Source organism: Herbiconiux sp. VKM Ac-2851 (assembly GCF_013205105.1).
Classification (GTDB): Bacteria; Actinomycetota; Actinomycetes; order Actinomycetales; family Microbacteriaceae; genus Herbiconiux; species Herbiconiux flava.
Genome location: NZ_JABMLJ010000001.1, coordinates 73,429 through 93,444, shown reverse-complemented (window position 1 = coordinate 93,444; position 20,016 = coordinate 73,429). Strand labels below are relative to the sequence as shown.

At 71.8% G+C, this 20,016-nt stretch carries 21 protein-coding genes; 13 read left to right on the top strand and 8 right to left on the bottom strand.

Annotated features, from left to right (window positions below; genetic code table 11):
- Positions 1 to 18: 18 nt before the first annotated feature.
- Positions 19 to 801 (bottom strand): IclR family transcriptional regulator, encoded by a 783-nt coding sequence (locus HQQ85_RS00455; protein ID WP_173180554.1) that lies wholly within the window; start codon positions 799 to 801, stop codon positions 19 to 21.
- 146 nt (positions 802 to 947) lie between these two features.
- Between HQQ85_RS00455 and HQQ85_RS00450 the strand changes: the two genes are divergently transcribed.
- Together HQQ85_RS00450 and HQQ85_RS00445 are read left to right on the top strand one after the other, a co-directional pair.
- Positions 948 to 1,646: a CoA transferase subunit A gene (locus HQQ85_RS00450; RefSeq protein ID WP_173180553.1), complete on the top strand. Its 699-nt coding sequence runs from the start codon at positions 948 to 950 to the stop codon at positions 1,644 to 1,646.
- Positions 1,643 to 2,284 carry a CoA transferase subunit B gene (locus HQQ85_RS00445; RefSeq protein ID WP_173180552.1) on the top strand — a complete coding sequence of 214 codons (642 nt, stop codon included), beginning with the start codon at positions 1,643 to 1,645 and terminating at the stop codon, positions 2,282 to 2,284. Before HQQ85_RS00450 ends, HQQ85_RS00445 begins: the two co-directional genes overlap by 4 nt.
- Positions 2,285 to 2,337: 53 nt before the next feature.
- On the opposite strand, the gene HQQ85_RS00440 is transcribed toward HQQ85_RS00445, so the two are convergent.
- Complete coding sequence (locus HQQ85_RS00440) at positions 2,338 to 3,267, bottom strand: ferritin-like domain-containing protein (protein WP_173180551.1); 930 nt, start codon at positions 3,265 to 3,267, stop codon at positions 2,338 to 2,340.
- Between the two features lie 237 nt (positions 3,268 to 3,504).
- On the opposite strand from HQQ85_RS00440, the gene HQQ85_RS00435 reads away from it, so the two are divergent.
- The 3 genes from HQQ85_RS00435 (at position 3,505) to HQQ85_RS00425 (ending at position 7,039) form a co-directional block, all read left to right on the top strand.
- Positions 3,505 to 4,743: a hypothetical protein gene (locus HQQ85_RS00435; protein ID WP_173180550.1), complete on the top strand. Its 1,239-nt coding sequence runs from the start codon at positions 3,505 to 3,507 to the stop codon at positions 4,741 to 4,743.
- 164 nt (positions 4,744 to 4,907) lie between these two features.
- Entirely contained in the window at positions 4,908 to 5,327 is a 420-nt protein-coding gene (locus HQQ85_RS00430) for a helix-turn-helix transcriptional regulator (RefSeq protein WP_216851389.1), read from the top strand.
- The gene (locus HQQ85_RS00425; RefSeq protein WP_173180548.1) at positions 5,324 to 7,039 is read left to right on the top strand and encodes a long-chain-fatty-acid--CoA ligase; all 1,716 of its coding nucleotides are present in this window, start codon (positions 5,324 to 5,326) and stop codon (positions 7,037 to 7,039) included. The genes HQQ85_RS00430 and HQQ85_RS00425 overlap by 4 nt, the downstream gene beginning before the upstream one ends.
- Before the next feature lie 6 nt (positions 7,040 to 7,045).
- On the opposite strand, the gene HQQ85_RS00420 is transcribed toward HQQ85_RS00425, so the two are convergent.
- Positions 7,046 to 9,319 (bottom strand): cell wall-binding repeat-containing protein, encoded by a 2,274-nt coding sequence (locus HQQ85_RS00420; protein ID WP_173180547.1) that lies wholly within the window; start codon positions 9,317 to 9,319, stop codon positions 7,046 to 7,048.
- A gap of 120 nt (positions 9,320 to 9,439) precedes the next feature.
- On the opposite strand from HQQ85_RS00420, the gene HQQ85_RS00415 reads away from it, so the two are divergent.
- Positions 9,440 to 10,666, top strand: coding sequence for an EAL domain-containing protein (locus HQQ85_RS00415; protein WP_173180546.1), 1,227 nt, complete (start codon positions 9,440 to 9,442; stop codon positions 10,664 to 10,666).
- Positions 10,667 to 10,675: 9 nt separating this feature from the next.
- On the opposite strand, the gene HQQ85_RS00410 is transcribed toward HQQ85_RS00415, so the two are convergent.
- Positions 10,676 to 10,894: a hypothetical protein gene (locus HQQ85_RS00410; RefSeq protein WP_173180545.1), complete on the bottom strand. Its 219-nt coding sequence runs from the start codon at positions 10,892 to 10,894 to the stop codon at positions 10,676 to 10,678.
- A 161-nt stretch (positions 10,895 to 11,055) separates the two neighbouring features.
- On the opposite strand from HQQ85_RS00410, the gene HQQ85_RS00405 reads away from it, so the two are divergent.
- The 5 genes from HQQ85_RS00405 to HQQ85_RS00385 all read left to right on the top strand — a co-directional run bounded on the left by HQQ85_RS00405 (position 11,056) and on the right by HQQ85_RS00385 (position 16,459).
- Positions 11,056 to 13,716, top strand: a complete 2,661-nt coding sequence (locus HQQ85_RS00405) for an ATP-dependent Clp protease ATP-binding subunit (RefSeq protein WP_173180544.1) — start codon at positions 11,056 to 11,058, stop codon at positions 13,714 to 13,716.
- Between the two features lie 140 nt (positions 13,717 to 13,856).
- The gene (locus tag HQQ85_RS00400) at positions 13,857 to 15,173 is read left to right on the top strand and encodes a cell wall-binding repeat-containing protein (RefSeq protein ID WP_173180543.1); all 1,317 of its coding nucleotides are present in this window, start codon (positions 13,857 to 13,859) and stop codon (positions 15,171 to 15,173) included.
- 199 nt (positions 15,174 to 15,372) lie between these two features.
- A complete protein-coding gene (locus HQQ85_RS00395) occupies positions 15,373 to 15,648 on the top strand; it encodes a hypothetical protein (RefSeq protein WP_173180542.1) in 276 nt (91 codons plus the stop codon).
- A 170-nt stretch (positions 15,649 to 15,818) separates the two neighbouring features.
- Positions 15,819 to 16,253: a CBS domain-containing protein gene (locus tag HQQ85_RS00390; protein WP_173180541.1), complete on the top strand. Its 435-nt coding sequence runs from the start codon at positions 15,819 to 15,821 to the stop codon at positions 16,251 to 16,253.
- Positions 16,250 to 16,459, top strand: coding sequence for a hypothetical protein (locus tag HQQ85_RS00385; protein WP_173180540.1), 210 nt, complete (start codon positions 16,250 to 16,252; stop codon positions 16,457 to 16,459). Before HQQ85_RS00390 ends, HQQ85_RS00385 begins: the two co-directional genes overlap by 4 nt.
- A 61-nt stretch (positions 16,460 to 16,520) precedes the next feature.
- Here the strand turns inward: HQQ85_RS00385 and HQQ85_RS00380 are convergent, their stop codons facing one another.
- The 3 genes from HQQ85_RS00380 to HQQ85_RS21495 form a co-directional block, all read right to left on the bottom strand.
- Entirely contained in the window at positions 16,521 to 17,009 is a 489-nt protein-coding gene (locus HQQ85_RS00380; RefSeq protein ID WP_173180539.1) for a hypothetical protein, read from the bottom strand.
- A gap of 194 nt (positions 17,010 to 17,203) precedes the next feature.
- Positions 17,204 to 17,743 carry a CDP-alcohol phosphatidyltransferase family protein gene (locus HQQ85_RS00375; RefSeq protein ID WP_173180538.1) on the bottom strand — a complete coding sequence of 180 codons (540 nt, stop codon included), beginning with the start codon at positions 17,741 to 17,743 and terminating at the stop codon, positions 17,204 to 17,206.
- Positions 17,740 to 17,955, bottom strand: coding sequence for a hypothetical protein (locus HQQ85_RS21495; protein ID WP_173180537.1), 216 nt, complete (start codon positions 17,953 to 17,955; stop codon positions 17,740 to 17,742). Before HQQ85_RS21495 ends, HQQ85_RS00375 begins: the two co-directional genes overlap by 4 nt.
- Positions 17,956 to 18,008: 53 nt before the next feature.
- Here HQQ85_RS21495 and HQQ85_RS00365 point away from each other — a divergent pair, with 53 nt between their 5' ends.
- Both HQQ85_RS00365 and HQQ85_RS00360 read left to right on the top strand, forming a co-directional pair.
- Positions 18,009 to 18,341, top strand: coding sequence for an STAS domain-containing protein (locus HQQ85_RS00365; RefSeq protein ID WP_173180536.1), 333 nt, complete (start codon positions 18,009 to 18,011; stop codon positions 18,339 to 18,341).
- Positions 18,334 to 18,765 (top strand): ATP-binding protein, encoded by a 432-nt coding sequence (locus tag HQQ85_RS00360; protein ID WP_173180535.1) that lies wholly within the window; start codon positions 18,334 to 18,336, stop codon positions 18,763 to 18,765. Before HQQ85_RS00365 ends, HQQ85_RS00360 begins: the two co-directional genes overlap by 8 nt.
- Here the strand turns inward: HQQ85_RS00360 and HQQ85_RS00355 are convergent.
- Positions 18,762 to 20,003 carry a PP2C family protein-serine/threonine phosphatase gene (locus tag HQQ85_RS00355; protein ID WP_173180534.1) on the bottom strand — a complete coding sequence of 414 codons (1,242 nt, stop codon included), beginning with the start codon at positions 20,001 to 20,003 and terminating at the stop codon, positions 18,762 to 18,764. The two genes, HQQ85_RS00360 and HQQ85_RS00355, sit on opposite strands and share 4 nt — an antisense overlap.
- Positions 20,004 to 20,016: the final 13 nt, after the last annotated feature.

The following is a 20,016-nucleotide window of genomic DNA, read 5'->3' as shown; positions in this document are numbered from 1 at the left end:
GCCAGTGGCGCGCTGGTGCTAGTGGCGGCGAGGCGCTGGCGAGGCGAGGGCGGCGCCCAGCCGGTGGGCCTCGTCGAGGAGGAGACGGCCGAGCTCGGGGCGGCGGTCGGGGCGGAAGCGCGGCTCGATGCCCGTGAGGCTGAGCGCCCAGGCCGGGCGGCCGGCGGCGTCGAAGACGGCGGCACCCATGCCCCAGCTGCCCTCGAGGATGAGCGCGGGGTTCACCGCGTAGCCCGTCTCGCGGGTGGCGGCGACGCGCTCGAGGAGGGCCGGGGTCGCGTGCCCGGCGCCCCATCGGCGCGGGAGGTCGGCCGTGGCGAGATAGTCGGACACCTCGCCAGCCGGCAGGAACGACAGGATCGCCAGCCCCGCCGACGCCACGCCCAGAGGGAACCGCACCCCCTCGTGCAGCACGAACGAACGCACCGGGAAGCTCCCCTCCTCCCTCAGCAGGCACACCGTCTCGGTGCCACGGCGGGCCGAGAAGAACGCGCTCTCCCCCGTCTGCTGCGCGAGCCGCCGCACCGAGTCGCGCGCCGCCTGCGGGATGTCGTAGCGGCCGGCCGCGAGCGTGCCGAGCAGGTAGAGCTCGGGCCCCAGGAACCAGCGGCCCCGAGCGGTGTCGTGGTCGACGAGGCCCTCGGCCGCGAGCGAGGCGAGCAGGCGGTGCGTGGTGGGGCGGGTGAGGCCGGTGGCGTGCGAGACGGCCGCGGCGGTGACGCCGTCGGGGTACTCCGCGACGGTCTTCAGCACGCGGGAGACGCGCGAGACCAGCTGCGCCCCCGGGGTGTGCTCAGCCATGGTGACGGGCGACCTTGTCCATATGGTGAGACTAGCGGATGCGCACGCCCAGACTGCGAGAGGCGGCGTTGACCGGCCGCCGCGGCCGTTCTACCGTACGAGGAGCGGTGGGCAGCGACCACCACGTGGACACGAAGGAGTGCCGTATGGCCAAGAGCTGGAGCAGTGCATCCGAGGCCCTGCAGGACGTGGTGCGCGACGGGATGGTGGTCGCCGTCGGCGGCTTCGGACTGAGCGGCAACCCCACCGACCTGATCGAGGCGCTGCGCGACACCGGCGCCCGAGACCTCACCATCGTGTCGAACAACATGGGCGTCGACGGCAAGGGCCTCGGACTGCTGCTCGAGAACCGGCAGGTCGCGAAGGTGATCGCCTCGTACGTCGGCGAGAACCGGATGTTCGCCCAGCAGTACCTCGACGGCAAGCTCGAGGTCGAGTTCGCCCCGCAGGGCACCCTCGCCGAACGCCTGCGCGCGGGCGGCGCCGGCATCGCGGGCTTCTACACGAAGACCGGAGTCGGCACCCCGGTCGCCGAGGGCAAGCCCGTCGAGACCTTCGACGGCGAGCGGTACGTGCTCGAGCGCGGCATCGTCGCCGACCTCGCCCTGGTGCACGCCTGGCGAGCCGACGCCGAGGGCAACCTCGTCTACCGGCACACCGCCCGCAACTTCAACCCGCTCGTCGCGACCGCCGGCCGGATCACCGTCGCCGAGGCAGAGGAGGTGGTCGAGGGATGGCTCGATCCGAACGCGATCGTCACGCCGGGCATCTTCGTGCAGCGGCTGGTGACCGCGACCGAGCGCGAGAAGCAGATCGAGCAGCGCACCGTGCGGAGTGCGGCATGAGCTGGACGCGGGACGAGATGGCGGCGATCGCGGCCGCCGAGCTCGAGGACGGGCAGTACGTCAATCTGGGGATCGGCATCCCGACCCTGGTCGCCAACAACCTGCCGGCGGGCGTGCGGGTGACCCTGCAGAGCGAGAACGGGCTGCTCGGCATGGGGCCGTTCCCGTTCGAGGGCGAGGAGGACGCCGACCTGATCAACGCCGGCAAGCAGACGGTGACCCTCTTGCCAGGCGGCAGCTACTTCGACTCGGCGACGAGCTTCGGGATGATCCGCGGCGGGCATGTGGCCACCGCCATCCTCGGGGCGCTGCAGGTCGCGGCGAACGGCGATCTCGCGAACTGGACCATCCCGGGCAAGCTCGTGAAGGGCATGGGCGGCGCGATGGACCTCGTCGCCGGCACCCCGCGCGTGATCGTGGTCACCGACCACGTCTCGAAGGACGGCAGCCCGAAGATCGTCGCCGAGTGCGACCTGCCGCTCACCGGCGCGGGAGTCGTCGACCGCATCGTCAGCGACCTGGCCGTGTTCGACGTCGAGGCCGACGGGCTGGCGCTGCGGGCGCTCGCCCCGGGTGTCACGGTCGACGAGGTGCGCGCGAAGACGGGTGCGCCGTTCCGGGTCGAGTTGGCCGGTTGACGGGGCGACCGCCCGGCGTCCCCACAACGCCGAGCGGCCGGACCCGCGGCGAGCTAGCTGCCGCTCGTGGTGATGTCGCCGTTCACGCCGCCCGGGAAGAAACCGCCGGAGGTGACGGCCTTCGGGTTGAGGAAGACGATGTTCAGCACCTGGGCCGGCGTGCGGCTGAAGGTGATGCCGTTCTTGTCGGTCGGAACCAGGTTGGCCTTGCCGTTGACCGTGATGCCCTGGTCGAGGTCGGTGCCCTGATCGAGGCTGTCGCGGGCGTCGGAGATGGCGTTCGCGGCGTCCTGCAGGTCGAGGTTGTAGAGGGCGTTGCGCACGATGCCCGCGTGGTAGGCCTCGACCGAGAGGATGCCGGCGGCGGCCTCGAGGTAGGTCTTGTTCGCGATCAGCGGGGCGGCGCCCTTGTAGGCCGTGACTCCGACGTCCTCGAAGACGAAGGCGCCGAGGAGGAAGTTCTCCTCGCTGGCGTAGACGTCGAAGGTTCCGCCGGCCGGGATCAGGCCGGCCGCTGCGGCGGCAGCGCTGAAGGCCTCGTTGATGTTGATCGCGGGGCGGGCGACAGCGGCCGAGCCGAGCGCGGTGCGGAGGAACGCGACGTGCGCCTTCTCGTCGGCCGCGATCTCCTCGGCGTAGGCCTTGATCTTCGCGGTCTTGAACGGCACGGCCTTGCCGCCGGTGACGCCACCGGGGGTGCCCTTGCCCGAGATCATGCTGCTCGGGAGCCCCGCACCGGTCGTCGCCCGCAGGTAGAACTCGGCCTCGAGGTACTCGAGGTTCAGGGCGAAGTTGAGGATCGAGCCGTCGCTCACTCCCGCGGCGGAAGCGGCGCCCACGGCACCGGCTCCCATGGCGGGCAGCAGCACCGACGCGCCGACTCCGACGCCGGCGATACCCGCCGCGGCCAGCAGTTTGCGGCGGTCGAACTCGGTCTCCGCGCTGCGGTTGATGACCTCGGTCAGGAACTTCTTCTCGAACATATGCGAACTCTCCATCGTCGTTCGTGCCGTCTGGATCAGCAACTCTCGCCACAGTAGCCAGCCCTCGAACCTGGGTATATCCAGATAACGACGACATCACAATTTGAAGGCTCTCAGCCCATTTACGGCATCTCGGTGGGGCGGATACCGTGGGCTCACCGCAGGCACCACCGGACGCGCTCTCGCGCTCTCGGACACGGACGATCCCCGCGGGTCACCTTGAGAGTTGGAGCACCGATGCACACCACACCTCCGTCCCGGCGCCGTCCCGGCGCCCGCTGGGCCGCCCTCGGCGCCGGCCTCGCCGTGCTGGCCCTGCCGCTTCTCGGCACGGCCACCGCGGCGAACGCGGCCGCCGACACCTTCGCGGTCACCAGCCCGACGCAGGGTCAGCAGGACGTGCCGGAGGCGTTCCCGAACGTCGCCCAGCTCGACGGCACCGGGCTCACCCCGGGCAACCACGTCGACGTGCAGTACGTCAGCGGCGACGGCTCACTGCAGCCCGCCGTCTTCACCGAGGGCACCGGCGAGGACGACGGCACCTGGTCGGTCTACGGCAACTTCGACCAGCTCGGCCTCGCCGAGACCACCGTCGTCGCGACCGTCTCCGAACTCACCCCCGAGGACGAGGTCGTCGTCAGCATCCCGCTGACCTTCGACCTCGCCGTGGCCCCGAACCCGGCCGACCCGTTCACGGTCGTCTCGCCCGCCGTGCTCGACGTCGTCGACACCGCGACCCCCGCCTTCACCGGCACCGCCACCCCGGGCACCACCGTTGTCGTGCTCTACGGCGCCCGCTCGGGCTCGACCGCCGAGGCCGGCGTCGCCACCGTCGGAGAGGACGGCACCTACTCGGTCGCCACCGACTTCAGCCGCCTCGAGCCGGGCTCGCTCGGCACCGGAGCCGACGTCTACAACTACGACGCGAACGGCGACCCGATCCCCGGCATCACCCCGATCGGCGTGTTCTTCACCTTCGCCGACGCTCCCGTGCCGCTCATCCCGCTCGCGCTGAGTGTCGACCCGGCCTCGACCACCGTCACCGCCGCGGGCTCGACGGGCATCGCGCTGACCGCCGCGGGCTTCAGCCCGAACGAGCAGCTCACCGTCGCCGTCACCCTGCCCGACGGTTCGGCCCTGCCGTTCGCCGAGGACGCCCCGCTCGTCTTCGCCGACGACGAGGACGGCAGCTACACCGGCACCGTCGTCATCGCCTCGGCTCCGGTCGGCGCCTACACGGTGACGCTCACCGGCGTGCGCAGCGAGCGCACCGTCTCCGCCTCGTTCGAGGTCGTCGCCGACCCGGTCACCCCGACCACGCCGGCCACGCCGGTTCCCGTCCCCGGTGGCACCGGAAGCGGCTCGCTCGCCAACACCGGCTTCGAGCCCGTCACCGGCCTGGGTGCCGCGGGCGTGCTGCTCGCCCTCGGTGTCGGGGCCGCCGTGCTGGTGCGCCGCCGCCGCATCAAGGCGTAGCCGCACCGCCAGAGGCGCAGCCGCGCCACACGGCGGCGTAGCCGCACCGCACGACGCTGTCATAGCACCGCACGATCGCCGGGCCCGGGAGCACACGCTCCCGGGCCCGCTTCGTTTTGCGGCTGTCCGCCCCACCGGGTCGGGGTCGGCTCCGAATGACAGACATGGTCCACCCCACCGACCCCGTGCTGATGGCGTGCCAGTTCATCCGCGCCGAGGCGAGGGAACCCATCGGGCTCGCCCAGATCGCGGCGGCCGCCCACCTGTCGGAGCGGGGCCTGCAGCACGCGTTCAAGAAGCGGCTCGGCACCACCCCGCTCGGCTACCTCCGCGGCGTCCGGCTCGCGCGCGCCCACGACGAGCTCGTGGCCGAAGCGGCGGACCGGGCACCCGGGCGGCGCACGACCGTGAACGAGATCGCCCGGCACTGGCACTTCGCGCATCCGTCGCGCTTCGCCGCCCTGTACTTCGAGCGGTACGCCCGCTACCCGGCCGACACCCTGCGCGGCCGGGCCGTGGCACCGCCGGCCGAGCCCGGCGTGTCGAGCACCGGCCCAGCCGACGAGGCCAGGATGGAGTCATGACCGATCAGGCCCCGCCCCGCCCGAATCCCTACGAGAGCCGTCCCTGGCTTGCGGCCTACGCCGACGGGGTGCCCGACGAGATCGAGGCGCCCAGCCAGACGCTGCCGCAGATGATCGAGGCGAGCGTCGCGCGCTACGGCAAGAAGCCCGCGCTGGAGTTCTTCGGCGCCGTCACGAGCTACCGCGAGCTGGGCGAGCAGATCGAGCGCGCCGCCGAGGGCCTGCGGAAGCTCGGCGTGACCAAGGGTGACCGCGTCGCGATCGTGCTGCCGAACTGCCCGCAGCACGTCGTCGCGTTCTACGCGGCCCTGCGCCTCGGCGCCATCGTGATCGAGCACAACCCCCTCTACACGGCCCGCGAGCTGCGGCACCAGTTCGAGGACCACGGTGCCCGCGTCGCGATCGTCTGGGACAAGACCTTCGACACCCTCGCCGGCTTCCCCGCCGACCTCACGCTCGACCGCATCGTCAGCGTCGACATCACCGAGGCGCTGCCGTTCGGCAAGCGGCTCGCGCTCAAGCTGCCCGTGAAGAAGGCCCGGGAGTCGCGGGCGCAGCTGACCGCGACGCCGCGGGCCGCGCATCCGCTCACCTGGGCGAAGCTGCTCGACCACCGTCGCGTGTCGCGCCGGGTCGCGGGGCCTGCGCTCGACGACATCGCGCTGCTGCAGTACACCAGCGGAACGACCGGCACGCCGAAGGGCGCCATCCTCACCCACGCGAACCTGCGGGCGAACGCCGCACAGGGCCGCGCCTGGGTGCCGGGCCTCCTCGACGGGGAGGAGACGTTCTACGGGGTGCTCCCCCTCTTCCACGCCTACGGCATGACGCTCTGCCTCACCTTCGCGATGAGCATCGGCGCGAAGCTCGTGCTGTTCCCGAAGTTCGACCTCGGTCTGGTGACGGATGCTGCGCGAACCTCGCCCCCGACCTTCCTTCCCGCCGTCCCGCCCATCTACGACCAGCTCGCGCGGGCGGCGTCGCGCGGATCCATCGACCTGTCGAGCGTGCGGTTCGCGATCTCGGGCGCGATGAGCCTGCCCGTCGCGACCGTCGCGAACTGGGAGGAGGCGACCGGCGGCCTGCTGGTGGAGGGGTACGGGATGACCGAGACCTCCCCCGTGGCGCTCGGCAACCCGATCGGGCCCTCGCGCCGGCCGGGCACCGTGGGGGTGCCGTTCCCGTCGACGGAGATCCGCGTGGTCGACCCGGCGACGCTGGAGGACCTGCCGTTCGGCGAGCCGGGCGAGCTGCTGATCCGCGGGCCGCAGGTGTTCCAGGGCTACTGGGGGCGGCCGGGTGACACCGCCACGACGCTGCTCTCGGGCGGCTGGCTGCGCTCGGGCGACATCGCCTCGGTCTCGGCCGACGGCTTCGTGACCATCGTCGACCGCTTGAAGGAGCTCATCATCACGGGCGGCTTCAACGTCTCGCCGACCGAGGTGGAGGACGCGCTCGGCTCGCATCCGGATGTCGAGAGCGCCGCCGTGGTCGCCCTGCCGCGGGCGAGCGGCGGCGAGGAGGTGGCCGCGGCCGTCGTGCTGCGGCCGGGCGCGACGCTCGACGTCGAGGGGCTGCGCGACTACTGCCGCACGCGGCTCGCGGCGTACAAGGTGCCGCGGCGGATCGTGGCGGTCGACGACCTCCCGCGTTCGCTGATCGGGAAGGTGCTGCGGCGCCAGGTGCGGGAGACGCTGATCGCGTCGCTGTAGCTCCGGCTAGTCCTCCTGCGGGCAGAAGCTCGAGTAGCGGTAGACGCCGTCGGCGAGAGCGGTCGGGCCACCGAGCAGGGTGATGTCGATGGGGTTGAGGATGTCGATCACCTGCCGGGTTGTATCGGGGATGCAGGTTCTCCGCACGAGCATCACGGGCGCATCCGAGCGGGGTGCGACAGCCCCACCGCTGAGCGCGTCGGGGAAGTTCTCCCCCGACGCGAAGTAGACCGCCTCCGCGTGACCCCAGACCCGCCAGGCGATGTTCATCGAGGTGTCGAAACGCTCGAGGCCGGCGATGCGCTCGACGCTGCCCACCCGGCGCTGCAGCCAGGACTCGATCGGTGCGCCGACCGCCGCCTGGCCGCCGGCGATGTAGACCTTCTCCAGGCCGAGGCGGCCGATCAGCGCAGCCGTCTGCGCATCGGGTTCGGTGGCAGAGCCGTTCACGAGCAGCACGGGCCCGCCGAGATGCGCTGCCGCGGGACCGGCGGACAAGGCGTCGGGGTAGCTCGAGCCGGTCGCCACGAAAGCGGCTCCGATCGCCGGGCAGGACGTGGCATCGACCCGGCCGCAGAAGGCGTCGGCGACGACCTTCCGGCTGACCTCGTAACGGTCGGCGCCGCCGATGCGCTGGATCGACGGGGCCAGACCGGCCAGCTGGGCGGCGACCTCAGACGATATCGCGGCCGGGCCGCCGACCACGACGATCCGCTGCGGGCGCAGCCGCTCGAGCTCCGACCGTGTCGCTGCCGGCAGAGTCGCGCGGGCGGTCAGCAGGAGGCTCCCGCCCCGATGGGCCGCTGCCGGGCCGGCACTCAGCGCGTCGGGGAAGTTCTCTCCGCTGGCCAGATAGACGACGGGAACACCCGGCTCGAACGTGCTCTTCGAGGCCGCGGCGGAGACGGCGTAGCGATCGGCGCCGCCGATGCGGAACATCGAGTAGCTGCGCGCCTCCATGCGGGCGTCGACACCGGTCGTTGTCTCGGCGGCGCGCACGGTGACGAGTCGGGCGTCCTGCGGGTAGAGCTCGTCGTCGAAGTACTCGCTGCGGTACTCGTCGTGGTTGTCCTGGTTGTGCGCCTGCACGAAGCGGACCCGATAGTCACCGGCGGGGAGGCCGGCGAGTCGGTAGTTCCAGCCGGTCGGCCCCGATGGAAAGTTCGTCCACTCCCCGGTCACGGGATCGCGGCGCTCCGCATTCACCACGACCCGGGCGTCGCTGCGGCCGTCCCAGACCGTGATCCGCCCCTCGATGCTGCCGGCCCGCTCCACTGTGACGTCGGTTCCGGCGTACACGATGCCGTCCTGGAAGTCGCGCGACCCGAGCTCGACCCGCACCCAGTTGCGGGAGTCGGGGATGGGATCGAGTTGTCCGGCGTCGTTTCCGAACGACACGTCGTAGCGTCCCGGAGTGTCCACCAGGATCTCGTACCGGCCGGCCGCGTCCGTCACGGTGGTCACGTCGCTCGAGTCGCCGTCGGGGTCCAGCGTCACCGTGACGCCCTCCGCCGGGACGATCGCCCCCGTCGCGTCGGTCGTGGTCACGGTGCCGTCGATGGCGGGACGGTTGGTGAGCTCGACGTCGTAGCCGGTCAGCGCCTGACCGGTTGCGATGTCCACGGGGGTCGCACCCTCCCGCGTGGGAGAGTCCTTCCACCACTCGGGAAGCCAGCGCTCCCGTTCCGCGGTGAGCGCGAAGTCGTAGCGGCCGGGAGGCAGGTCGGACACGGTGTAGCGACCGGTCGTGGCGTCGATGCGCGCATGCAGATCATGCTGGATCGGATAGCCCGCGAACGCCGGATCGATGAAGGTGGGCAGGATGCGGTCGGGAATGCCGTGCGCGCTCGAGATGGTTCCTGAGACGGTCGCCTCGGGAAGCAGCTGAGGCTCGATCGAGAGCGATTCACCCGCCACGGCGGTGATGAGGAGGGGGCGGCCACCCGTGGTCGTGTCGTCGCCTCGATAGTCGCGATAGTCGACGACGACCGCGTACTCGCCAGGAGCGAGTTCGGCGGTGAAGGGCGCATCGTTCTGGCGGACCGTCCAACTGAACCATCCGCCGGTTCCACCGGTCTTCGGCACGAATCGGACACCAACGAGGGCCCCCGTGCTCCAGGTGGCCTCCGGTGCGACGTCGACGGACACCGTCACGGAGGCAGTGGTCGGCGCGCGCTCCAGAAGAACCTGGGCCGCGGCGGGCGACGAGGCAGCCAGCAGGCCGAGGCCGACCGCGATCGAGGCGGCAGCCGCAGCGGCGCGGCGCGTGTTGATGCTCATGGTGACAGAAGACCCCCTGCCGGAATCATGGCATGGACGAGCAGGTACGGATGCGAACGGGCGCCGTCAATGGTGGTCCCCGGATTGGGTGTGAGCACCGCGGGTGAACATACTGGGGAGATGGTCTCCGGGGGCATCGACATCGTCGGGACGGCGTTCCAGCCCATCGTCGAGATCTCGTCGGGCCGGGTCGTCGCCCACGAGGCGCTGTCGCGGTTCGCCGACGGCGACGGAGTCGTGACGCCCGACGTGGCCTTCTCCGACGCCTACGCGAGCGGCCGGATCGAGAGCGTCGACGCCGACTGCCTCGAGCGCGCCGTCGACGCCGCGGGGGCGTTCGGCGGCCGGGACGCGCACGAGCTGTTCCTCAACGTGGAGCCGCCGACGCTCTGGCGCCGCGAGCTGCCGGCTGCCCTGCGGCGCGGCCTGCCGGTGACCATCGAGATCACCGAGCGCGCGCTCGGGCAGGACACCGGGCGGCTGCTCGGCGCCATCCGTCGACTGAGGGAGCTCGGGCACGCCATCGCCGTCGACGACCTCGGCGCCGAACCCGCGACCCTCGCCCTGCTGCCGCTGATCGCGCCCGACGTGATCAAGCTCGACATGGGGCTGATCCGGCAGCGGCCCGACCGGCACGCGGCCCGCATCATGACCGCCATCGCCGACTACGCCGGCCGGAGCGAGGCCTTGGTGCTCGCCGAGGGCATCGAGAACGAGCGGCACGAGGTGATGGCGCGTGCGCTCGGCGCCACCCTCGGTCAGGGCTGGCACTACGGCCGCCCCGCCCCGGCCTCGGCCGCCGCCCCCGTCGCGACGAGCCGCGAGGAGCGGGACGAGTGGCGGGCGCAGGTGTCGCGCTCGGCGGCGGCCGCTGCCGCCGTCGACACCTCGGCTACCCCCTTCGAGCTGGTCGCCACCGCCATCGAGCCGCGTCGCGCCGAGCGGGGACTGCTGCTGCAGGTCAGCCGCTTCCTCGAGGAGCGGGCCTCGGCGGGCGGTGACACCGCGGTGCTGCTCGCGACCTTCCAGCGCGAGGCCAACGTCACGCCGGGGACGCGGGCGCGCTACGAGTGGCTCGTCGACCGCGGCTGCCTCCTCACCGTGTTCACGGTGGGCGAGTCGGCCGGGCTCCCCGCGCCGGCGCAGAACAGGGTGATCGCCGACGACGACCGGCTCGCCGCGGAGTGGGACGTGATCGTGCTCACCGCCGACCACGCCGCCGCGCTGACCGCGCGCGAGGTCGACCCGTCCGAGCGTCCGGGCAGCGAGTACGACTTCGTGCTGACGACCGACCGGGAACTCGTCACCCGTGCCGCGCGGGCGCTGCTGACGAGCGGGCGCGGCTGAGGGCTGCAGCTACTTCAGCGCCGAGCGCCGGGTGCTGACGAGGGTGACGACGCCCCAGGCGAAGATCGCGCCGCCGACCCAGGTGAAGGTGTGGATGAAGGCCGGCCCGCCGTTGAGGTCCCAGGCGATGCCGCCGGCGAGGAACACGATGCCGAGCACGATCAGCGTCACGGCGATGCTCCGCTTCGTCGCCACGGGCATGGTCTGCAGGCCGTCGGTGTTGGTCATGGTGGTCCCCCTTCACGGAACCGCCCCCTCGGCGGTCTCCTCGCCGCCATTAAAGCGGATCCGAGCCCGTCACGAAGCCGATGGCCACCCTCGGGAATAAGCGGGGCCCTCCAGCGTTGAACTTGAGCGTAAGGCACTCAAGTTTCAAACCAGGAGGTTTCGTGCCCGAGAACTTCACCCCCAATGAGGGCGCCGGATCGTTCGACGAATTCCTCGCCCGTTACCTCGAGGGCGAGCGCGCCGCGCGCGCCGGTCGCTCCATCGACCTCAGCAAGCTGATCAGCCGCCGCACGCAGGAGCTGCTGTCCGAAGCCGGCAGCTACGCCGTCGAGCACGGCCACCGCGAGCTCGACGCGCTGCACATCCTGCGCACGATCGCGCCGCAGCAGCCCGCGGCCGAAGCCATCCGCAACGTCGGAGCCGACCCCGCGGCGATCGCCCGCGCCGCCGAGCTCCGCCTTCCCGCCGCGAGCACCGATCGCGTGACCGCGCCCGCGCTCACCCAGTCGGCCCAGCGCGCGCTGTTCCACGCCTACCAGGTGGCCCGCGCGTCCGGCTCGACCTACATCGACCCCGAGCACCTCTTCTTCGCGCTCGTGATCAACCAGGACTCCCCCGCCGGTCAGGTGCTGGCCCAGGCGGGTGTCACCCCCGACGCCCTCCAGGAGGGCATGCGTCAGAACCTCGGTGCCACGGGTGCCGCGGCGACGGATGCTCGCGGTGAGGCTGGGGCGGACGGCGAGAGCCGCGCATCCGAGACCCCGACCCTGGACAAGTTCGGCACCGACCTGACCGAGCTCGCCCGCGAGGGTTCGCTCGACCCCGTGATCGGACGGCTCGACGAGATCGAGCAGACCATCGAGATCCTCTCGCGCCGCACCAAGAACAACCCGGTTCTCGTGGGTGAGGCCGGCGTCGGCAAGACCGCGATCGTCGACGGCATCGCCCAGGCGATCGTCGACGGCGGCGTGCCCGAGCAGCTGCGCGACAAGCGCGTGGTCTCGCTCGACCTGCCCGCGATGCTCGCCGGAACCAAGTTCCGTGGCGACTTCGAGGAGCGCCTGACCTCCCTGATGGACGAGATCTCGGCCCACAAGGACGAGCTGATCGTCTTCATCGACGAGCTGCACACCGTGGTCGGCGCGGGTGGCTCCGGTGAGGGCGGGATGGACGCCGGGAACATCCTGAAGCCGCGTCTGGCCCGGGGCGACCTGCACCTGCTGGGCGCCACCACGCTCAAGGAGTACCGCGCGATCGAGAAGGACCCGGCGCTGGAGCGCCGCTTCTCGCCCGTGACGGTCGGCGAGCCCTCCCAGGCCGATGCCGTGCAGATCCTGCACGGACTGCGGCCCGCGTACGAGGAGCACCACGGTGTCTCGTACACCGACGCGGCCCTCTCGGCCGCGGTGGAGCTCTCGGCCCGCTACGTCAGCGACCGCTTCCTGCCCGACAAGGCGATCGACCTGATCGACCAGGCCGGCGCGCGGCTCAGGCTGTCGCTCGGCAAGGTGGCGTCGGTGGTCGACACCGGTGCGCTGATGGCCGACCTGGCCGCGCTCGAGGCCGCCAAGAACTCGGCGGTGTCGCTCGAGCACTACGAGGAGGCGTCGCGGATCCGCGATGAGATCGAGGACGTCCAGCACCAGCTGGCCGAGGCCTCGTCGGTGAACCGGCGGGTGGCGGCCGAGCAGGCCTCCTTCGCCGCTGCGCGCGGCGTCGAGTCGGATGCGGTGGTCGACGAGGCGGAGATCGCCGCGGTGATCTCGCGCGCGACGGGCATCCCGATCTCGCGTCTCGGTGACGTCGACCGGGCCCGGCTGGCCGCCCTCGAGGGCGAGCTGCACGAGCACGTGATCGGACAGGACGACGCCGTGACCGTGGTCGCCAAGGCCGTGCGCCGCAACCGCACGGGCATGGGCGACGCGAACCGGCCGATCGGCTCGTTCCTCTTCCTCGGCCCGACCGGCGTCGGCAAGACCGAGCTGGCGAAGACGCTCGCGTCGTCGCTGTTCGGCTCGCCCGATGCGATGCTGCGCTTCGACATGTCGGAGTTCGGCGAGCGGCACACCGTGTCGCGCCTCGTCGGTGCCCCTCCCGGATACGTGGGCTACGACGAGGCCGGTCAGCTAACCGAGCGCGTGCGCCGGAACCCGTACTCGGTGGTGCTGTTCGACGAGATCGAGAAGGCCCACCCCGACGTGTTCAACCTGCTGCTGCAGGTACTGGACGACGGGCGGCTGACCGACGGTCAGGGGCGCACCGTGGACTTCCGGAACACCGTGGTGATCATGACCTCGAACCTGGGGTCGGAGTTCCTGGCCTCGCGGTCGGGGGCCATGGGGTTCGTGGCGGCATCCCCGGACGGGGCCGCCGGGAACGGCTTCGGCTCGGACAAGGCGCTGCGCGACCGCGTGATGGGCAAGCTGCGTGAGGCGATGCGGCCGGAGTTCCTCAACCGGATCGACGAGATCGTGCTGTTCCGCAAGCTCGAGAAGGCTCAGCTGGAGCAGATCGTGTCGCTGCTGCTGGAGTCCACCCGGGCTCGGCTGGCGAACCTCTCGATCGCGCTGACGGTGACGCCGGCGGCGGTCGCGTGGCTCGCGACCAACGGGTACGAGCCCGAGTACGGCGCCCGGCCGCTGCGTCGGCTGATCCAGCGGAAGGTCGACGACGCGATCGCGGAGCTGCTCGTGGACGGGTCGCTGAACGACGGCGGTTCGGTGACCGTGGATGCGGTGGACGGGGCGCTCGCGGTTCGGCCTTCCGCGCCTGCTGCGGCTGCGTCGTCCTCCTCGGACGCGGGGTTCGCGTTCGCGGCGTAAGGGCAGTCTGATCTGACCGGCGATGGGCCGGGGACTTCGGTTCCCGGCCCATCGTCGTTCCCGGTTCTCCACAGGGGCTGACGGGTTCACGAGGATATGTCACACTGTTCTGAGTAAAACTCACACTCAGGAGGGTGATCATGACGATCTCGACAACGAACCGGGCCGGCAGGCGGCGGGCGCGTCGCGCCGCTTCGGCGCTGGGCATTCTGGCCGTGGCGGCGGGCGCCGTGCTCGTGCCGACCGCGGCGCACGCCGACGACGTGCCGCCGACGGCGACGGCCGACAGCTACACCGTGGGCTCGGGCGTGACGTTCCGCGTCGCGGCCGCGCAGGGCCTGCTCGCCAACGACCTCAACCTCGGGGCCGGCGTCTTCGCCGCCCCGGCCACCGACCCCGCACACGGCACGCTCGACGTCGAGCTCGACGGGAGCTTCAGCTACCTGCCGGCCGCCGGCTACCTCGGGGTCGACAGCTTCACGTACTGCATCAAGATCGCCGACACGCTGCCGTGCCTGTCGGCCGAGGTGACGGTGACGCTCACCGTCGACGCGACGATGGAGCGCATCGGGGGCGCCGACCGCTTCGCCGTGTCGGCCGCCGTCTCGCAGAAGACCTTCGAGCCCGAGGTGGGCACGGCCTACATCGCCTCGGGTGAGACCTTCCCCGACGCACTGTCGGCGTCGGCCGCGGCGGGCGCCGACGGCGGCCCCGTGCTGCTGGTGCGGAAGAACGCGATCTCGACCGAGGTCGACGCCGAGCTGCGCCGGCTGAAGCCCCAGCGCATCGTCGTCGTGGGCGGTGAGCAGGCCATCACCAAGACGGTCGAGACGGCGCTCGGCACCTACAGCGATGTCGTCGAGCGCATCGGCGGAGCCGACCGCTTCGTGGTGTCGGCCGCGATCTCGAAGGAGGCCTTCGGGGCCGACCGTCCGGTCGCCTACGTGGCCTCGGGCGAGGACTTCCCCGACGCCCTCGCGGGGTCGGCTGCCGCCGGAGTCAAGGGCGGTCCGGTGCTGCTGGTACGGCACGACGGTGTCCCGACCGACGTCGCCGCGGAGCTGCGCCGCCTGAACCCGGCCAAGATCGTGCTGCTCGGTGGCCCGAACGCGGTCTCCGACGCGACGAAGACGGCGCTCGAGGCGATCAAGCCCGTCACGCGCATCGGCGGCGCCGACCGCTTCGTGGTGGCCTCGGCCGTCTCGGCCGACGCGTTCTCGACGACCGACACCCACACGGTGTACGTCGCCTCGGGCGAGAAGTTCCCCGACGCGCTCTCGGGCTCGGCGGCGGCCATCGCCCGCCACGCTCCGGTGCTGCTCGTCACCCGAGACGGCCTCCCGGCCGCCACGGCGACCGAGCTCGACCGCCTGAACCCGACGCGCATCGTCGTCCTCGGCGGCGAGCAGGCCATCTCGGCGGCGACCTACACGGCGCTGCAGGCGCACCTGGGCTGACGACCGGCCGCAGTGCGGCCGGCGCTTCCCCCGCGCCGGCCGCACCCGGGTCACAGCACGACTCCGACGACCACTCCGACAATCCCTCCCGGGCGGGCACCTCCCGGGCACCGCCCCCACCATCGGACCTTCGAATCGACGCCGCAGACGCACCGTCCACCTCCCCGCAGCGAAGGTCCCTCGACCCTAGGATCTGCGCATGAGCATGCTGCACCTCGACCCCGACCGGATCATGGGCGAGGCGCGAGCCCTCGACACGACCGCCTCGCAGGCGCCGTCCGAGAGGACCAGGCTCGCGCGCGCCGAGGCCATCCGCGTGCTCACCACCGCCGCGAACGACCGCGCCGACGCCGAGCAGGACTACCTCGACGCCCGTGCCACCCACCGCCGCGCCTACGAGGCCGCACGGGCCGCCGACTTCTCGGCCGCCGACCTCGAGCAGCTCGGGCTGACGCCTCCGACTCTCACCCCCTAGCGCCGAGCCCGAGCCCGCGCCCGAGCGGAGCGCGAAAGGCTGGTGGGGGCGGGTGGTGTCAAGCCCCGGCCGCTGGGGGCGGACGGTCGTAGGGTCGGCAGCACGAGTGACCGACGGCTCGGCGGCGGGGGTACGGCCTCCGCAGTCGGGCCACGACCGAGGAGGACGCGATGACCACCGCTCGCGACATCATGACACCCGACCCCCAGTGCGTGAAGGAGGGTGAGACCCTCGTCGACGCCGCCCGGCTGATGCGGGAGCGCGACACCGGCGCCCTGCCGATCTGCGGTGACGACGGACGGCTGAAGGGCATGCTGACCGACCGCGACATCGTCGTGAAGTGCATCGCCGACGGCGGTGACCCGTCGACCGTGACCGCCGGCAGCCTGGCCGAGGGCAAGCCCGTGACCATCGGGGCCGACGACGACGTGCGCGAGGCCCTCGAGACGATGAAGGCGCACCAGGTGCGCCGCCTGCCGGTGATCGACGGGCACGACCTCGTCGGGATCATCAGCCAGGCCGACATCGCGCTCTCCCTCAGCGCGACCGAGACCGGCGAGACCGTCGAGGAGATCTCGGACGGACCGGAGAACGGCACGGTATGAGCGACGAGTCCCTCCGGGTCGCGCCCGACGATCAGCCCGATCCGCCGATCGTCTCTGAGTACCAGCCCGACGACCTCGACCCCGAGACCGTCGCCCATGACGACGCGCCCACCGTCGCCACGACCGACCGTGGCGACCGGGTCGAGGCGCTCGACGACGACCGCCCGGTTCCCCTGACCGACGACCGCGACGCCCCCGGCGCCTGACCCCCTCGGCGACGGCGGGCCGCCCGCGCACCCGATGCCGGGCGGCCCGCTCACCGCCGCGTCATCGGTGGAGAGGGTCGCCGCGGCGCGCCGTGAAGTAGGTGGGGGTCGAGGAGAGCGCCGGGAGGCGGCGGCCGATCCAGACCGAGCGGGCCGCGAAGAAGCCGCCGGCGCCGCCCGAGACGAGGGCGACCACGATCGTGATCGTCGTCGCCTGCCACGAGCCCAGCACGAGCGCCAGCACGATCCACGGCACGGCCGTGCCGATCGCCACGATGTGCAGCACGGCGAAGCCTCGCTCCCGCGTCGTCAGCGATCGCCGGTTGAGCAGCGGCCAGGCGATCAGGCCCACGATCAGCGCCCAGGCTCCGGCGCCCAGCGCCGAGAGGAGGCTTGACAGGGCCGCCGCGCTCCACGACGAGACGTTGTTCCCGGCGGCCACGAGCAGGAGCGCCTGGCTCCCGGCGAGGGCCGCGACCGCGGCGGCGAAGGCTCCCTCGACGGCGAACCAGCCGGTGCGGTTGGCCGGCTGGTGCTCTGATCCGATCATCGATCGTCCTTTCCCGGCCACGCTGCCGGAGTGGTGCGGCGAGCCCCCGTCGTCGTCGACCGGTGCCCGCGATGGTGCTGCTCCTACTGTGTTCCGGAGCGGCGGTCACCGCAAGGCACCACACCGGGGGCCATCCCCTCCTGTTCGGAGCCGAGGAGGAAACGGACGGGCCTCGGACGGCATACCCACGGAGCTCAGACGCGCTCCCGTGCCTCCCGCGCCGTCACGATCGAGTACTGCACGTTCGCCAGCGCGTGCAGCACCACTCCTACCCCGACGAACGCCAGCGCCACCCCCGCGGGCACCGACGGAGCCGGCGCCACCCACTCGGCGAGCAGCAGCAGCGGGAACCCCACCATCAGCAGCACCGTCCGCAGCTTGCCGAACCACCGCACCCGCACCGTGTCGGGCCGCGCCACGAGGATCACGATCCCGAGCAGCAGATCGCCCGCGACCAGCACGAGAGCCATCCAGAGCGGCACCAGCCCCGCGATCACCAGCGTCACGCACACGGCGAGCTGGCTCACCCGGTCGGCCAGCGGGTCGAGCCGCTTGCCCAGCTCGGTCACGAGGTCGAAGCGCCGTGCGATGAAGCCGTCGGCCCAGTCGGTGACGCCCAGCACGATCAGCAGCACCAGCGCCAGCAGCGGGTCGTCGAGCACCAGGAGCGCCACGACGAACAACGGCGTCAGGACGACCAGCCGCCCGATCGAGATGGCGTTGGGGAGGTTCACTGCTCCGGCAGCGCCTCTGAGGTGATGATCGAGCCCGTCCAGCCCTTCTGGGCGGCGATGATCGAGGTCAGCTCGGCGTTGATGTAGAGCGTGCCGCCGTCGGGCCCGGCGGAGTGGAAGTAGGAGTCGTTGAAGACGCTGTCGCTCAGGACGACCTTCACGTTGGGGTAGGTCTGCACGATGCGCGCGATGGCTTTCTCCGGGTCTGACACCACCCCTCCTTTCGATAGCCTTGACCCAGCTTACTTCTAGGGGGTACCGGGGCATGGAGTTCCAGACCGAAACGATCGGCGACGGCGTCGTGGTCATCCGGGGTGAGGGCCGGTTGAACATGGTGTCCGGCCCGACGCTCCGCGAGACGGTGCTCCGGGAGGTCGAGGCGGGCAACCCTCGGGTGGTCGTCGAGCTCAGCCGCATCGCCTTCATGGACTCCTCCGGCCTCGGGGCCCTGATCGGCTGCCTCAAGTCGGCCCGCGAGAAGGGCGGCGACCTGCGGATCGTGGCCCCCTCGACCCAGGTGTCCATGGTGCTGCGGCTGTCGAACGTCGACACGATCCTCCCGCCGTACGAGAGCGTCGAGGGGGCCTACCGTGACTGAGGCGGCGCGCAACCTGCTGTTCAGCTCCCCGCCCGACGACGTGGATGCGGTGCACGAGTTCCTGGAACAGATCTGGCAGGCGAATCCCGGCGTCGGCGAGTTCGACCGCATGGCGTTCGAGACGGCGCTGATCGAGCTGGCGGCGAACGTCATCCAGCACGCCTCGGGCGAAGGCGGCGTGACCTGCGTGCTCTCGGTGACGAGCGACGCCGACGGTCTGCACGCCTCGCTCTCCGACACGGCGGATGCGGGCGGGGTCGTGCTCGTCGACCGCGCCATGCCCGACGAGCTGAGCGAGTCGGGCCGGGGCATCGCGCTGATCCAGGCCCTCGTCGACGAGCTCCGCTACGAGCGCATCGACGAGCGCAACGTGTGGACGATCAGCAAGGCGCCGCAGGCGGTCGAGCCTCCGAGCGAGGGCTAGCCCCGGCGCGACACCACGACCACGCTGACGTCGTCGTCCGCCCCGTGCGACGCGACAAGGGCGGCGAACCGGTCGACCGCGGCCTGCGGTCCGTCGGCCGCGGCGACGATGGCCGCGACCTCGTCGAGGGCGTCGAGCGTTCCGCCGAACAGGTCGAGCACGCCGTCGGTGAAGACGACGAGGCTCTCCCCCGCTCCGAGTGCCGCCTCGCCGACACCCCAGTGCCCGCCTTCGACGATGCCGATCGGCAGACCGGTGGCGTCGAGGCGCTCGACCGAGCCGTCGCGACGCACGATCGCGGAGAGGCCGTGGCCCGCATCCGCGTACCGGATGCGCCCGCTGGCCGTGTCGATGACGCCGTGCACGAGCGTGGCGAAGCTGGAGGTCTGGCCGAGGTCGTCGAGCAGCTGCTCGTTGACGGCCGAGACGGTCTCGGCGACCTCGTCGCCCGAGCGGGAGAGGAAGGCGGCGCGCACGGTGGCGGCCATGATGGCGCCGCCCGTGCCCTTGCCCATCACGTCGGCGAGGGTGAACTCGAGCCCGTCGGCGGTGGCATGCCAGGAGTAGAAGTCCCCGCCCACGACCTTCTTCGGGATGCTCGTGCCCGCCACGTCGTAGTCGGGCGCCGCCGGCTGGTCCCGCGGCAGCAGGCTCTGCTGCACGAGGGCCGCGCGGTCCTGGTCCTTGCTGTCCTCGAGCTCGCGCTCGACCCAGGAGCCGAGCTCCTCGAGCAGGCGCACCTCGTCGGGCCCGAACTCGCGCGGCGAGGAGTCGACGAGGCAGAGCGTGCCGAGGTTGTAGTCGTCCCCGAGGTTCAGCGGCGCCCCGGCGTAGAAGCGAATGTGGCGCTCACCCGTGACGGTCGACCGCCAGCTGAAGCGGTCGTCCTTCGTCGCATCCGGCACCACGAGCACGTCGGGCTTCTGGATCGTGATGTCGCAGAACGACTGGGCGCGCTCGCTGACCGGCGAGGTGCCCGGCTGCTGCGGCGACTTGGTGAACTGCCGCGTCTCGTCGAGCAGGTTGATCTCGGCCACCGGCACGCCGAAGAGCTCGCGGGCGAGCCGGGTGATGCGATCGAAGCGCTCCTCGGCGGGGGTGTCGAGCAGGTCGAGCTTCTCGACCGCGGCGACGCGCAGCTGCTCGAAGCGGTCGGCGCCCAACCCGGCGAGGCGCGCGTCGTCGGCCCGATCGCTGCCGGTGCCCGTGGCCGTGTGGTCGTCGGTGCTGGCATCCATGTCGACAGCGTAG

Coding starts and splice junctions, on each gene's coding strand:
- HQQ85_RS00455 (WP_173180554.1), bottom strand. CDS start 801: ATGGCTGAGCACACCCCGGGGGCGCAGCTGGTCTCGCGCGTCTCCCGC.
- HQQ85_RS00450 (WP_173180553.1), top strand. CDS start 948: ATGGCCAAGAGCTGGAGCAGTGCATCCGAGGCCCTGCAGGACGTGGTG.
- HQQ85_RS00445 (WP_173180552.1), top strand. CDS start 1,643: ATGAGCTGGACGCGGGACGAGATGGCGGCGATCGCGGCCGCCGAGCTC.
- HQQ85_RS00440 (WP_173180551.1), bottom strand. CDS start 3,267: ATGTTCGAGAAGAAGTTCCTGACCGAGGTCATCAACCGCAGCGCGGAG.
- HQQ85_RS00435 (WP_173180550.1), top strand. CDS start 3,505: ATGCACACCACACCTCCGTCCCGGCGCCGTCCCGGCGCCCGCTGGGCC.
- HQQ85_RS00430 (WP_216851389.1), top strand. CDS start 4,908: ATGGTCCACCCCACCGACCCCGTGCTGATGGCGTGCCAGTTCATCCGC.
- HQQ85_RS00425 (WP_173180548.1), top strand. CDS start 5,324: ATGACCGATCAGGCCCCGCCCCGCCCGAATCCCTACGAGAGCCGTCCC.
- HQQ85_RS00420 (WP_173180547.1), bottom strand. CDS start 9,319: ATGAGCATCAACACGCGCCGCGCCGCTGCGGCTGCCGCCTCGATCGCG.
- HQQ85_RS00415 (WP_173180546.1), top strand. CDS start 9,440: ATGGTCTCCGGGGGCATCGACATCGTCGGGACGGCGTTCCAGCCCATC.
- HQQ85_RS00410 (WP_173180545.1), bottom strand. CDS start 10,894: ATGACCAACACCGACGGCCTGCAGACCATGCCCGTGGCGACGAAGCGG.
- HQQ85_RS00400 (WP_173180543.1), top strand. CDS start 13,857: ATGACGATCTCGACAACGAACCGGGCCGGCAGGCGGCGGGCGCGTCGC.
- HQQ85_RS00395 (WP_173180542.1), top strand. CDS start 15,373: ATGAGCATGCTGCACCTCGACCCCGACCGGATCATGGGCGAGGCGCGA.
- HQQ85_RS00390 (WP_173180541.1), top strand. CDS start 15,819: ATGACCACCGCTCGCGACATCATGACACCCGACCCCCAGTGCGTGAAG.
- HQQ85_RS00385 (WP_173180540.1), top strand. CDS start 16,250: ATGAGCGACGAGTCCCTCCGGGTCGCGCCCGACGATCAGCCCGATCCG.
- HQQ85_RS00380 (WP_173180539.1), bottom strand. CDS start 17,009: ATGATCGGATCAGAGCACCAGCCGGCCAACCGCACCGGCTGGTTCGCC.
- HQQ85_RS00365 (WP_173180536.1), top strand. CDS start 18,009: ATGGAGTTCCAGACCGAAACGATCGGCGACGGCGTCGTGGTCATCCGG.
- HQQ85_RS00355 (WP_173180534.1), bottom strand. CDS start 20,003: ATGGATGCCAGCACCGACGACCACACGGCCACGGGCACCGGCAGCGAT.